General features: G+C 42.9%; 12 protein-coding genes. 9 read left to right on the top strand and 3 right to left on the bottom strand.

Translation table 11 applies throughout. The annotated features are described in order from the left end of the window. The first annotated feature begins 5 nt into the window (after positions 1–5). From CDH51_RS19245 to CDH51_RS19205, 9 genes are all read left to right on the top strand, one after another. A complete protein-coding gene (locus tag CDH51_RS19245) occupies positions 6–1,154 on the top strand; it encodes a DNA polymerase III subunit (RefSeq protein WP_100630207.1) in 1,149 nt (382 codons plus the stop codon). Then, positions 1,138–1,590 (top strand): ATP-dependent zinc protease family protein, encoded by a 453-nt coding sequence (locus CDH51_RS19240; protein WP_100630206.1) that lies wholly within the window; start codon positions 1,138–1,140, stop codon positions 1,588–1,590. Before CDH51_RS19245 ends, CDH51_RS19240 begins: the two co-directional genes overlap by 17 nt. After that, complete coding sequence (rimK, locus tag CDH51_RS19235) at positions 1,587–2,495, top strand: 30S ribosomal protein S6--L-glutamate ligase (RefSeq protein ID WP_100630205.1); 909 nt, start codon at positions 1,587–1,589, stop codon at positions 2,493–2,495. Before CDH51_RS19240 ends, rimK begins: the two co-directional genes overlap by 4 nt. Continuing rightward, on the top strand, positions 2,492–3,427 hold the full coding sequence (gene hemC, locus CDH51_RS19230; protein ID WP_100630204.1) for a hydroxymethylbilane synthase: 936 nt from the start codon (positions 2,492–2,494) through the stop codon (positions 3,425–3,427). Before rimK ends, hemC begins: the two co-directional genes overlap by 4 nt. Then, positions 3,424–4,269 (top strand): peptidylprolyl isomerase, encoded by an 846-nt coding sequence (locus tag CDH51_RS19225; RefSeq protein WP_100630203.1) that lies wholly within the window; start codon positions 3,424–3,426, stop codon positions 4,267–4,269. Before hemC ends, CDH51_RS19225 begins: the two co-directional genes overlap by 4 nt. Next, complete coding sequence (locus CDH51_RS19220; protein ID WP_100630202.1) at positions 4,259–5,176, top strand: SDR family oxidoreductase; 918 nt, start codon at positions 4,259–4,261, stop codon at positions 5,174–5,176. Before CDH51_RS19225 ends, CDH51_RS19220 begins: the two co-directional genes overlap by 11 nt. A gap of 39 nt (positions 5,177–5,215) precedes the next feature. Beyond that, positions 5,216–6,601, top strand: a complete 1,386-nt coding sequence (locus CDH51_RS19215) for a sodium-dependent transporter (RefSeq protein ID WP_100630201.1) — start codon at positions 5,216–5,218, stop codon at positions 6,599–6,601. 135 nt (positions 6,602–6,736) lie between these two features. After that, positions 6,737–7,108, top strand: coding sequence for a response regulator (locus CDH51_RS19210; protein WP_100630200.1), 372 nt, complete (start codon positions 6,737–6,739; stop codon positions 7,106–7,108). A 67-nt stretch (positions 7,109–7,175) separates the two neighbouring features. Further along, the gene (locus CDH51_RS19205; RefSeq protein ID WP_100630199.1) at positions 7,176–7,769 is read left to right on the top strand and encodes a porin family protein; all 594 of its coding nucleotides are present in this window, start codon (positions 7,176–7,178) and stop codon (positions 7,767–7,769) included. Positions 7,770–7,840: 71 nt separating this feature from the next. Here CDH51_RS19205 and CDH51_RS19200 read toward each other — a convergent pair whose 3' ends face one another. The 3 genes from CDH51_RS19200 to CDH51_RS19190 all read right to left on the bottom strand — a co-directional run bounded on the left by CDH51_RS19200 (position 7,841) and on the right by CDH51_RS19190 (position 12,987). Next, entirely contained in the window at positions 7,841–10,345 is a 2,505-nt protein-coding gene (locus tag CDH51_RS19200) for a VPS10 domain-containing protein (protein WP_100630198.1), read from the bottom strand. A gap of 205 nt (positions 10,346–10,550) precedes the next feature. Continuing rightward, on the bottom strand, positions 10,551–11,717 hold the full coding sequence (locus CDH51_RS19195; protein ID WP_100630197.1) for a hypothetical protein: 1,167 nt from the start codon (positions 11,715–11,717) through the stop codon (positions 10,551–10,553). 73 nt (positions 11,718–11,790) lie between these two features. Beyond that, positions 11,791–12,987, bottom strand: coding sequence for a hypothetical protein (locus CDH51_RS19190; RefSeq protein ID WP_100630196.1), 1,197 nt, complete (start codon positions 12,985–12,987; stop codon positions 11,791–11,793). Positions 12,988–13,017: the final 30 nt, after the last annotated feature.

Raw genomic sequence — 13,017 nt, 5'->3', positions numbered from 1 at the left:
TTTGCATGCAGTTTGCTCAAATTCCCGGACTAGAAGATACCAAGACCAGGCTTGTACAGGCGGTTAAAAATAACCATCTGGCGCATGCCCTGCTTTTCCATGGGCCGGAAGGCTCGGCATCACTGACTATGCCATTGGCTCTTGCCACTTACCTGTACTGCGAGAATCCAACAGAAACCGATTCCTGTGGCACTTGCTCCAACTGTCAGCGAATGGCCCGATTGGTTCTTCCTGACTTTAATTTCGTTTTCCCTCGAGTAGCGCTGACCAAAGAGGAGCAGAAAAGAGCAGATCAGATCAATGCTCAACTCTTAGCCAATTTTCGTGAGTTTGCTTCCAAAACGCCCTATGCGAATATTCACGACTTTATTCAGCTGAATAAATTTGAAAAGAAAAAGCTCAATATCTCAGTAGCCGCTGCAAGAGAAGTCATCCAATCTCTTTCCCTCTCGTCCTTCGAGGGAAGCTATAAGATTATGATGATTTGGGCTGTGGAGCATCTCAATACAGAGGCTTCCAATGCATTATTGAAGATCTTGGAAGAACCGCAACCCGGGACGTTTTTTATGCTAATTACTTCCCAGCCGGATCAGTTGTTGACGACTATTTTATCTCGAACCCAAAAAATTAACATTCGCTCTTTCACCGATCAGGAGATACAGGATTATTTGATCGCCTCGCAAGGATGTAGCGAAGAAGTGGCACGTCAAGTAGCAATGATAGCTGATGGCAATATTCGTACGGCTGTGCGAATGGTCGATCAGGTGGAAGATAAGCAGGTGATTTGGATCCGGGACTGGTTTAGACTTTGTATGACACGAAAGTTTGCTGCTTTATTTCAGCGAGCTGATGAATTCAGTAAATCCAACCTTGACTATCAAATGTCCTTGTTACAAACAGGCCTGAATGTCGTGCGGGAGATTTTGCTTCAAAATGCCAATGCCGAAAAGCTTTTGCGTACCCAAGGTGAGGACCGGGATTTTATCCAAAAGATTAGTGCGTCTGTAATTGATGCCGACTCAGCTGCTCTTTTGTATGAGAAATTTAATACAGCCATCTATCATCTAAATAGAAATGGAAATGCGAAGTTGATATTTACTGATCTCTCTTTGCAGGTCCTTCTCTTAATGTATCGCAATGTCAAAGCAGCCTAAAACCATCATCGGACGAAAAGAGCGCATCAGCTTGCCTGGCTTGGGGCTAGATTCTGTCTGGGCCAAAGTTGATACAGGGGCCTACACGAGCGCGCTACATGCGGAGCATATCCGATTGGAGGAGAAAGAAGGAAAAGAGGTGCTCGTGTTTCAGGTTTTGATGCCGGGGCATAAAAAATTCACGGGAGAGGAAGTCGTTTTTGAAAACTTCAGAGAAAAGAAAGTTAAAAATTCATTCGGGCAGGCAGAAATCCGATATTTGATTGAGACTGAGTTGGAGCTTGGAGGAAAGAAGTTTCAGGCTGAGTTTACCCTGACTGATCGGTCCAAAATGAAAAACGCCATCTTGCTCGGGCGTAAAATTTTAAAAGGGAGATTTTTGGTCGATGTAGATTCCATCAATCTTTCCAAAAACCAAAAATCAATTAATTCATGAAGATCGCCATACTATCCCGAAACAGTAACTTGTATTCTACGCGCAGACTTGTGGAGGCTGTCAAAGCTGCAGGCCATGAGGCGGCCGTAGTCGATCATAGTATTTGTGATCTGATCATCGAGCAGGAAGGCCCTTCGATCATTTTTAAAGGCCAAAGTCTTACTGATATTGATGCTATTATTCCCAGGATTGGCGCGTCTGTTACTTTTTATGGTACTGCCGTGGTTCGTCAGTTTGAGCTGATGGGAGCATTTTCTGCTAATAATTCCCAGGCAATTGTCCGAAGTAGAGATAAGTTGCGTAGCCTTCAGATTCTTTCCAGAGCAGGTTTGGGTATGCCTAAGACGGCATTCACTAATTTTTCCAAAGGAGGAGAAAAGCAAATCATTGAGCATGTGGGAGGAGCTCCTTTGATCATCAAACTATTGGAAGGAACTCAAGGGCTCGGAGTAGTCTTGGCTGAAACCAAAAAGGCCGGGCAGTCTGTCATCGAGGCTTTTCATGGACTTAGGGCTAGAATTATTGTCCAGGAATTTATCAAAGAAGCTAAAGGAGCTGACATCCGGGCTTTCGTAGTTAATGGTAAAGTCGTCGGGGCAATGAAGCGACAAGGAGCTGAGGGTGAGTTTCGCTCCAATTTACATCGTGGAGGGAAAGCTACCGTGATCAAACTTTCCCGGGCTGAACGAGCAGCGGCTTTGGGAGCTGCTAAAGCGCTAGGACTTGACGTAGCGGGAGTTGATATGCTGCAGTCAGACCGGGGTCCCTTGATTTTGGAAGTGAATAGTTCTCCCGGACTAGAAGGGATTGAAAAGGCTACAGGTGTAGATGTCGCCGGGGCAATTATCAAATTTATAGAGGAAGGAGTACTGAAAAATTCTCCAAAACGTAGTGCAGATCAATGACAAAAATAAAAATAGGGACGAGAGGGAGCAAACTGGCGCTTTGGCAGGCATACCATGTTCAGGATTTATTGGAGCAAGGTGGGCTAGAAGCCGAGATTGTCATCATCGATACCAAAGGAGACCAGATATTGGATGTCTCCATTTCAAAAATTGGAAGCAAGGGGGTTTTTACCCAAGAGCTTGAAGATCAACTACAAGATGGACGAATAGATATTGCAGTTCATTCTGCAAAGGATATGCAATCTTCCCTTCCGGAAGGTTTCGAAATCATCGCATTTACCGAGCGAGAGCTTCCCCACGATGTGATTCTTTCTCACAAAAAATCCATTGATCTGGACGATTCGTCCAAGCCTCTCCTTCTGGGTACATCATCTACTCGCCGAGTGGCTACCTTGAAGCATTTTTATCCCCATGTCAAAACAGTAGAAGTTCGAGGCAACCTCCAAACCCGCATCCGAAAGATGGAAGAGGGTTTGTGTGATGCCCTACTTTTAGCCTATGCCGGAGTTCATCGGATGGGGTATGATGAGATGATTGCTGATAATTTGTCACTGGACAAATTTATTCCGGCTGTGGGGCAGGGCTCCGTCGCGATCGAAGCATCTACTAATCTTGATCCATTTCTAAAGGAAAAAATAATCGCCACTTGTGATCATCCCGAGACATCCCAAAAGTTGAGGGCGGAAAGAGCTTATTTGAGGGTTTTAGAAGGGGGTTGTAGCATTCCTGTTTTTGCTTTGGCTGGCCATAAAGAGGACGGATTGACACTCAAAGGAGGGATTGTCAGTTTGGATGGGCAAAAAAGAATTTTCTTCGAGGTAGAGGGGGCAGTTACTGATCCTGAAGGCCTTGGAGAAAAGCTCGCAGCGCAAGTTTTTGCAGCAGGAGGAAAAGAAATTTTAGAAGAGATAAAATCCAATTTAAATCAATGAGTTTAAAATCATTACTTGGTATTGCGCTGGTTGTATTCGTAATGATTGGCTGCGCAGGTCAGAAGGAACAAGTCATCCGAATAGACACAAGGCATGGTGAAATCGTGGCTGTGCTATTTGATGATACTCCGGTTCACAAGTCGAATTTCCTTGATTTGGCTGAATCAGGACGCTTTGATTCCACCGAGTTTCACAGAGTGATTCCTGATTTCATGGTGCAGGGTGGGGATGTTTTTAGCAAGGAAGAAATGCCAGCAGAGGAGTGGCCGACATTGCCAGCTGAGATATTGCCCCATCATTTTCACAAAAAAGGAATGATCGCCGCTGCCAGACAAGGGAACAATATCAATCCTGAACGTAGATCTAGTGGTTCACAGTTTTACATTGTCCTTGGCGAGGAATATACGGAATTAGAGCTTACGACTGATATGCCTAAGCTTCAGGCAGCTTTTATGCAGTATGTGCAACTTCAAAGTCAGGATTCCCTACGCATGCTATACAATCAGCTTTATGAGCAGGAGGAATTTGATTCCCTTACCCAGGTGATTTTATCAAAGCGGGACGAGATTGAACAGTCGCTGAATATGAAATTGACCAAGGATATGTCAGCAGAGCAAATTCAAGCTTACACCACTGTGGGAGGAACGCCACACCTGGATGGGGAGTATACGGTATTCGGTGAGGTGATTTCAGGAATCGATGTCGCTGAGAAGATTGCTCAAGAGCCGAGAGCTTCTCGAGATAGGCCTGTGAATCCTGTATATATGACCGTCAAAGTCGAATCCATGTCCCGATCTCAAATCGAGCGGGAGTTTGGTTATGTGTATCAAAATGAAAAATAAAAAGCGGATATTTTTAACGGGAGCAAATGGTCTTCTGGGGCAGAAGCTCATAGACTTGCTGGATAATCATCAAGACTATGAGCTCATTGCTTCTGGACGAGGGTCATCCCGTCTTGGGGATAGAGCGGTGAAGTATGTTTCCTGTGATCTGGAAGACAAGGATACTTTCACCAAAATCCTTGAAGAAATTCGGCCTGATATTATTATTCATGGTGCTGCCATGACTCATGTCGATATTTGTGAGCAAAACCAGGAGGCTTGTTACAGCGCTAATGTCTTGGCGACAAAATATCTTCTTGATGCTTCCCAGTCCTTTAGCCCGCATTTTATTTTCGTATCGACAGATTTTATTTTCTCCGGAGAGAAAGAATTATTGACCGAAGAAGAGGAAGCAGCTCCGGTCAATTATTATGGTCAGACAAAGCTGGAGGCAGAGGAGCTCGTAAAAAAATCGGGCCTAAAATGGGCAATAGCACGAACAGTCTTAGTTTTTGGAATCTCACCCGGTTTGAGTAGAAGTAATATTGTGCTGTGGGTGAAGGAAAGTCTGGAGCAAGGAAAGACCATTCAGGTAGTCAATGACCAGTTTCGTACTCCTACTTTGGCAGAAGATCTAGCGATGGGCTGTTTCTTGATTGCTCAAAAGGGTGCCGAAGGGGTATTTAATATTTCTGGTCCAGATTTATTGACTCCATATCAAATGGCCTTAGAAGTAGCAGACTATTTTGATTTGGATCAAAGCTTGATTCAGGAAACGGATAGCACGAAGTTTACCCAGCCAGCCAAACGCCCCTTAAAAACAGGTTTTGTAATCAAAAAAGCCCAAAAAGAGCTTGGATACGAGCCGAAAACTTTCCGAGCGGCAATTGGTATTTTGGCAAAACAAATTATCTTAGCCCGCTCTTAAAAAGCGTTATTTCCCAAAAATTTAACAATCGCATCATCTATGGCAGTAAGTGCAAACCCCGAATCGAGGGGACAATTTGGTTCAAGCCTAGGCTTTATCATGGCAGCAGCAGGGTCGGCAGTCGGCCTTGGGAATATTTGGAGATTCCCTTATTTGACAGGTGAAAATGGAGGTGGAGCCTTTGTTTTTGTTTATCTCATCTGCGTGCTCTTCATTGGTTTACCTCTTCTATTTAATGAGATCGCACTAGGTAGAAAATCGGGTAAAAACCCCATTGGAGCGATTCGTGATACGGGAGGAAATAAATTCTGGCAATTAGCAGGCGTACTTTGTGTGATGGTCTGCTTTTTTGTTTTTAGCTACTATTCAGTAATTGCAGGCTGGACAGTTGGATATATCGTTACAGAAATTATCAATATTCCTGTGAATTTTGAAGAGTTTGTACAGACTCCTCTTTACGTTATCCCGCTGACATTCTTGTTTATCCTCATTACAATTTTGATTGTATTGGGTGGTATTTCCGGTGGTATTGAGAAGGCAGCTAAGTTTCTAATGCCTATCCTCTTTATCATTATCATTTTCATCGCTGGACGCTCTGTCACTCTTGAAGGTGCAGAAGCAGGTATTCAATACTACTTAAATCCTGATTTCTCTAAAATCAACGGTACTGTAGTATTACAAGCTTTGGGACAAGCTTTCTTTTCCATGTCTGTTGGTTGGGGATTGATGATTACTTTCGGTTCTTACTTACCAAAAGACTCCAATATTATTCAGTCCTCTGGTTGGATTGCTGGAATGGATACCATGGTGGCCCTTTTGGGAGGTTTGATGGTGTTTCCTGCATTGTTTGCCCTTCTTCCAGGGAAAGATCCAGCAGCTGGACCAGCACTTGTATTCGACGTTTTGCCAAGGGTATTTGATGCCATGCCAGGCGGAAGCATCATTGGTGCACTATTCTTTTTATTGCTAATGGTAGCTGCTTTGACTTCTACAATCTCGATGCTTGAGGTTCCTGTTTCTTACTTGATTGATGACAGAAAGTGGAACCGTACCAAAGCTACTTGGACTGTAGGTATTGCAGCGATGTTGATGTCTGTACCTTCTGCACTTTCCTCAATTAAGGGTAATTTCTTTGCTGAGATTCGATTCAACTTCTTGAGCAATCCGATTGAAGGATTCTTCGGAGCAATGGACTTTATCTTCGGTACATTCGCAGTAATTGTAATTTGTTTGATGCTTTCTCTTTACACTGGATGGGCGCAGAAAATTGGAAAGTTCGCTGACGAATTAGCGTTGGGTTCTCCAGGTTTTAAGGGAATCTATCGTACAGGCTGGGTTTTCTTCATCAAATGGGTTTGTCCAATTGTGATTATTCTATTGATTTTGAACATGGTAGGATTGTTTGGAGCACCTCAGGCTGCTTAAAAATCTTATTAAATCATACTATTGAAAAGCTGTCTTTCACAAGGCAGCTTTTTTTATTTTTAAAAAATTCGAGCTGGAGTAAAAGTTTGGAACGATTATTTCATAATATTGAATGATCATTTCAAATATAAAAAAATGCGGGTCCTTCTTGTCGATGATGATTTGATGCATCTTTTAATCTTAAAGCGAATTTTTGAAACTTCGCAGGATATCGTCGTGACCGCCCAAAACGGTAAAGAGGCCCTTGAGATTTTGAGTGAGAATTCGGATTTCCATGTAATCCTTACAGATATCCAAATGCCGGAGATGGACGGGGTAGAACTTTTGGCAAAAGTAAAAGAAAACGGTCGAACGAATAAGATACCTGTAGTAGGCTTTACCTCAGGAGATGTGGGTTACTACCGAAAAATATCTTCTATACCATTTGATTCTCTTGTGCCAAAACCATTAAACTTTTCAGACCTTCATCATATCGCGAAGGAAAAAGCACTTCATGACTTGAATTGATTTTTTGGCAATGGAATTGTACGGTTGATCAAGTCTTTTCGTTTGATCATTAAACCTCAATACCATTATGAAAAAGCTATTTGTCATTATTTTATTGGCAGGTCTTAGTCTTCCTGCCTTCAGTCAAAACTCAGGATTCGGGATTAAAGCTGGACTCAGTAGTTCAAAGGTGGATTTTGAATCTCAGCAATTCATTCCAGATGGATCTACTACCGGGTATCATTTAGGGATTTTTGCAAGACTTGGAGGAGCTGGTTTTTACGTGCAGCCTGAATTACTCTTCACTCAAACAAGCGGGGAATTTAAGCTCAATCTTCAAGGGAATAATGGCACTGAAAGCTACCGGGCAGATTTTAACCGCATCGATTTACCTGTAATGCTGGGAGTTAAGATGTTCAAATTAATCCGGCTACAAGCAGGACCGATTGCTTCATTCAATGTGAATTCCAATTTGGAAAATGCGGCCGGAACGGTAAATGATGTCAACTTTAAAGAGGCTAGTATAGGATATCAAGCTGGTGCCGGGGTGGATATAGGCAATCTTTTTATCGACCTAAAATATGAAGGCGGCTTGAGTAGTGTAACCCAACAGGTTGCTGGTTTTGATACTGACAACCGCCTTAATCAGTGGATTCTTTCTGTTGGATTCAAAATCTTCTAAAGCCATTCACTTTCAAAAAAAAAGCCCGGTAATTGTGAAACTTACCGGGCTTACTACTTTTAATCTCTTTTCTATTGCATCACTTTTTGATCAGGTTGGGCTAGTTTTTGGATTTCTTCCAGCTCAACGATGTAAACGCTTCGGCCATGCGTACCGATGACAAGATCATTTTCTCGTTCCTGAATGACCATGTCATAGATGGCTACGTTTGGAAGTTCGCCTTGGAAAAGATTCCAGTTGTTTCCTCCATCCATGCTGACATACAATCCGTGATCTGTTCCTAAATAAAGGATATTCGGGTTGGTGTGATCTTCCACGATGATATTGGTAGACTCTTCGGGAAGGTTTCCTTTGATGGAAGTCCAGTTCTTGCCATAATCTGTGCTTTTGAAAACATAGGTTTTGAATTCATCATAGCGATAGCCATTCAAAGTGATGTAAACCAAACCCTCCTGATGCTTTGATGGGGCAATTGAACTTACCCATCGATCCTGAGGCAGGCCATCATTAAGGGATGCCCAGATACCGCCATTATTTCTGGTAATCCATACATTTCCATCATCAGAGCCCGCGTACAAGGTCCCAAATTCAAAAGGTGATTCTTCCACTACCGTCAAAGTAGCAAATGGAACGTTTCCGCTTTTTTCATTTTTGGTCAGGTCAGGAGAGATTGTTGTCCAGGTACTACCCTGATCCAAACTTTGGTACACATACTGGGAACCCATATAAATGATATCCTGGTTGTGATGACTCAACCTGGCAGGTGTTCGCCAATTCCACCGATTAGGTTCATTGCCGATATCATGACCCGGGGTGATTCGCTTTCTGTCTCCGTTAGATTTGTCGATACGGAAGTAATTACCAAACTGGAACCCAGTATAGACAATGTCATTGTCTCTAGTATCTACTGCCACGACCATTCCATCTCCACCCATTAGGGATTCCCAAGCTTCCGATGGATCATTTTTGGAACTGCCAAACCATACCCCATTGTCCTGCATCCCACCATAAACATTGTATGGAGTAGCATTGTCTGTCATGATGGAGTAAAACTGGGATATAGGCATCTGAGTATTCAAATGATCCCAAATAGCTCCACCTCCATAGCTTCTATAGAGCCCACCATCATTCCCAAGAAGAATGTGCTTTCCATCTTGCGGGTTGATCCACATGGATTGGTGGTCTGAGTGTGGGCGACCCACAGAATCAGTTCGGGTGAAGTTTTTGCCTCCGTCCCTTGAGACCAACAGCGGTACTCCCAAGACGAATACTTCATCTTCATTTTCGGTACCAACTCGGACTTCGCCAAAGTAGTACCCGTAAGTATTATAAAGTCTGCTTAGATCAGATTCTGATACTTTTTTCCAGGATTTACCTGCATCCTCAGAGCGAAAGACCTCAGCTCCGATGATGGGGGCTGAAAATAAAGCTTCATTGGCATCATTTGCATTTCCATTATAGTTAGCGATTTGCGCTGTTGTGATTTTTCCGGTTCGAAGCTGTCGCTTGATTTCACTGGCTGTGTATTTGGAAGCAAATTGATTTCTTCGGAGGAAGGAGTTTAAACGGCCATCTTCCAAACCCATGGCATCATCCACAGACATGCTTTGAAAGTCTTCAAATTTCAAGGGATTCTCTTCTTGATTTCTCCGCCTTCTTGGCTCCTCTTGTTCTTTGTCTGAAGGGCCTTGGTTGTCATGCAAAGCATAGACTACATCAGGATTACTCTGTGCAAAATCAAAACCAATTCTGCCTACAAATTCGTTTTGGGGGAATCCATCTACGGCTTTTTTCCAAGTTTTACCGCCATCCTCTGATCTCCAGATCGCAGAGCCTTTTCCATTTCCGATAAAGTCATGAGCCTGTCTGAATCGCTCCCAAGAGGCTGCAAGCAGGATATCCGGATTGTTGGGATGTACTTTGATGTCAATAATTCCGGTATTATCATCGATGTAAAGGACTTTCTTCCAAGATGCTCCCCCATCTTTGGTCATATAGAGTCCTCGTTCCTTGTTTTGGGAGTAAAGTCCTCCCATAGAACCGACCCAAACGATGTCAGGATTGGTCGGATGAATCTGGATCTGACCGATATGCTGGGAGTGGGGTAGGCCCATGAATTGCCAGGTTTTTCCCGCATCGATGGATTTGTAGATTCCAGCGCCCGCGTAGGTGGATCGACTGGAGTTGTTTTCTCCGGTTCCTACCCAAAGGATATTATTATCTGAGGGAGACAAAGCCATGTCACCTATTCCCAAAGCTCCCTGATGATCAAAGATCGGGGTAAAGGATTGACCATTGTCTTCTGTTTTCCAAACTCCTCCCGAAGCTGCGGCGATGTAGAAGGTATTAGGATTTTGTGCAACTTCGATGTCCACGATCCGACCAGACATATTGGTCGGGCCGATGTTCCTTGCTTTATAATTATTTAATGGTGTGGAGGAAAGCAGCTGCTTGTGGCTTTCGACTGCCTGTATCAGTTCCTTTTCAGTGGTTGGTTTGATATCCTGGGCAGTAGCAGTGCCAAAAAACAGAAGTCCTGCTGCAGCCAAAATTAGGTGGCTAGGTGATTTTTTCATGTGTGTATAATTAATTTTTAAAGGTCATCCCGATTGATCGGGACAGGCTATGGAATCTCGCACATTTAAGAATCATCCTTTTGTGTGTCGCTTGAGTTGTGCTCGATTTCATAACATTCAATTGATCAGAATGGAATATAAGCATAAGCGGGCAAAACAGAATCAGCTTTGCCCGCAAAAGGAAATGGGGATAGATAAGTGGTGTTTATTGGTTGATTAGCCTGGTTTTATAGATCACAGAATAGTCATTTTCAGCCTCTGAAAAGTTGAGCGAAAACCAGATTTCATCTTTTGAAACATACTTGTTAAGAGTCCCTAGGATCTCCGGTTTTTCGATAATGGGACTGAGTTGAGAACCGTCGAAAAGCACAAAGCCACCGCCATTGTATTTCTCTGCATCTTCAAACATTTTATTGAAGTCAGCCCCTGCTGCTGAAGTGACTTCATTTGCTTCCTCATCTGTGAGGCCTGTCAGATATTGAATTAAAAAATCTCCACTTTCTGTGGGGAATAAAGAGAGGTTTGTTCCAAGAAAAAAGTCTCTCATATTGAAGCCGCCATTTACAGGTTTATCATCCACCTTTCGCTCAATAAATTCCGGATATGGGATGGACTTGACGCTAGCGGGTTTTTCTAGATTGGATAGTTGGTAGGTAAATAGTTTCGGTTCATTGCGAAAAAACAAGAACAAGGAGTCTCCTTCGATTTTGAAGGTGGTGTAAAAATCCAAACTGCCAAATTCCTGGGTCTCGCTACTGTATTTGGATTCTTTTGGAAAAGGCATCACAGATTCAAATACTCCTGAATTTAGATCTAAAACTTCTAGTCTTTTGGAATTTTTCTGAAAATCCAAGCCTTGCTGGCCCAAGTCGCTATATCTGCCTGGTAGATAGATATAAACTTTTTGACCTGAAGCATCATGTACCTGACTGAATGGGATAACTAGACTTGACATCCCAGTGAATTCAGGTTTGAATACCTTCTTAAGCTTTCCCGAGATTTCATAGGTTGCAATCCCTTGGCTTCCAGGAACCAAGATAGTCTGATTATCCAAAAACTTGCCCAAACCGGTACGATTACCAGGAATAGCTTCCGGGTCATCGCCGTTTCGGTAGTATTTGTGCTTGATTTCCCCCTGAGGATCGGTAACAAAAACAGTGTCGGTATTTTGATCGATCATGAGGTAGTTTTGCCCATCTGGACTGATGTCCATCAGCATAAGGTTTCCCAAATAATCCACCACCAAGGAATCGTAGATTTCGAATTTTAATTGTTGTTCGCTTAAAGGGGCTTTTGGTTTTTCGCTTTCCGCTTCACCACAGGCAACCAAAAATCCCAAGAGGATTGAAAAAAGGATGATATTAAATCTCATTTGTGCTCTAATTAATATTTTAAAAGTAAGCTTATTCTGTCAATGATTTATTCAGTACAAACAAAAAACTAAATCAGTCCAACTTGTATTCATAAATCCTCACGAAATCTTCCTCTACTTCCTCAGAAGGGGCTTTTTGAAACCAGAGGGAATTGCCAGCAGCTAAAAAACCTCCCAAATTCACTCCTTGGGGTAAATCTACCCTATCTAGCAGCTGGAGTGTTTCCAGATCAAAAACCAAAAAGCCCTTGGGTACTTCTGCTTCCAATTTATCAAACAGTAACCCCGCTTCCTCTTCATTTCCGGACTGCCAAAGCTCTCCAGCTTCTTTTACTTTCTCGGGGTCCATGCCCGCATAATAATGAAGGATCAATTTGTTACCTACTCGATGAATATTCCGGATAGAAGCTGTACTACCATCTAAGGCAACGGATCCCTCGGAGAACTCATTTCTTTCACGAACCGGTAGCTCCTTAAATTCTGGAATAGTCAAGTTAATCGTAGTGTCCAATTTGGCAGTATTATCTGCCAAGTCATACACTCTCAAGATAGGTTCTCCGCCTAAGCTGATGTATAGTTTGCTATTTATCCATTCAAAAGAGGGTGTATAGTCACTCTCGATGTAGCCTTTCCCGTTTTTAAAAATACTACCAGTTTCAAAAGGGATGATTTCGGTGGATTCACCTGAGGCTACATTGACCCACTCCAAAGCCCTGAAACGATCATAAAAAGCTTGTTCTCCCGGGTAGGTATCTCTGGGTCGAACGGATTTTGATAAGATGAATTCCTGGTTTTGGAGAGTGAAGGTTTCGATGGATTTGCCGACCTGCGGCATGAATGCAGCTCCACCGACTGATTCAGGATGATCAATTTTTTTGATCTGATTTCCTTCCAAATCATAAATAAAAATACCTCGCATCCCATTCACCACAACTTGGTCGTTTCCTAGAAATCCGGGTAATTCCATCATAAACCCATAAGCGTCAGGGGTATCTTCCGTTTTTGAAAATTTCCCTAAGAGATTCCCTGCTTGATCAAAGGTGATGATTTCCTGGCCTGCATAATCATAGATCATGATATGGCTTCCATCTTGACTCACATCAGCCAAAATTGGGTCCCCCAGAAGCTTGTAATCTACTGAGTCTACTTTTTCGATGGAGAGGGGATTCATTTCTTCAAGTCCCTCTTCTGTTTGATTGCTTTCTCCGCAGGAAAAAAGAATAAAAGCAGCAATCATCACTGCAGGAAGGGAGTATCCATTGTGTTTCATCAAAGGAGTTGGTTAAGTTTAATTTTAAAA

The sequence above is a fragment of the Algoriphagus formosus genome, assembly GCF_002807035.1.
GTDB lineage: Bacteria > Bacteroidota > Bacteroidia > Cytophagales > Cyclobacteriaceae > Algoriphagus > Algoriphagus formosus.
This window is presented reverse-complemented; position numbering and strand designations above follow the sequence as displayed.

Excerpts from the sequence above, each read along its gene's own strand:
- CDH51_RS19245 (WP_100630207.1), top strand. The coding sequence starts at position 6 with ATGCAGTTTGCTCAAATTCCCGGACTAGAAGATACCAAGACCAGGCTT.
- CDH51_RS19240 (WP_100630206.1), top strand. The coding sequence starts at position 1,138 with ATGTCAAAGCAGCCTAAAACCATCATCGGACGAAAAGAGCGCATCAGC.
- rimK (WP_100630205.1), top strand. The coding sequence starts at position 1,587 with ATGAAGATCGCCATACTATCCCGAAACAGTAACTTGTATTCTACGCGC.
- hemC (WP_100630204.1), top strand. The coding sequence starts at position 2,492 with ATGACAAAAATAAAAATAGGGACGAGAGGGAGCAAACTGGCGCTTTGG.
- CDH51_RS19225 (WP_100630203.1), top strand. The coding sequence starts at position 3,424 with ATGAGTTTAAAATCATTACTTGGTATTGCGCTGGTTGTATTCGTAATG.
- CDH51_RS19220 (WP_100630202.1), top strand. The coding sequence starts at position 4,259 with ATGAAAAATAAAAAGCGGATATTTTTAACGGGAGCAAATGGTCTTCTG.
- CDH51_RS19215 (WP_100630201.1), top strand. The coding sequence starts at position 5,216 with ATGGCAGTAAGTGCAAACCCCGAATCGAGGGGACAATTTGGTTCAAGC.
- CDH51_RS19210 (WP_100630200.1), top strand. The coding sequence starts at position 6,737 with ATGCGGGTCCTTCTTGTCGATGATGATTTGATGCATCTTTTAATCTTA.
- CDH51_RS19205 (WP_100630199.1), top strand. The coding sequence starts at position 7,176 with ATGAAAAAGCTATTTGTCATTATTTTATTGGCAGGTCTTAGTCTTCCT.
- CDH51_RS19200 (WP_100630198.1), bottom strand. The coding sequence starts at position 10,345 with ATGAAAAAATCACCTAGCCACCTAATTTTGGCTGCAGCAGGACTTCTG.
- CDH51_RS19195 (WP_100630197.1), bottom strand. The coding sequence starts at position 11,717 with ATGAGATTTAATATCATCCTTTTTTCAATCCTCTTGGGATTTTTGGTT.
- CDH51_RS19190 (WP_100630196.1), bottom strand. The coding sequence starts at position 12,987 with ATGAAACACAATGGATACTCCCTTCCTGCAGTGATGATTGCTGCTTTT.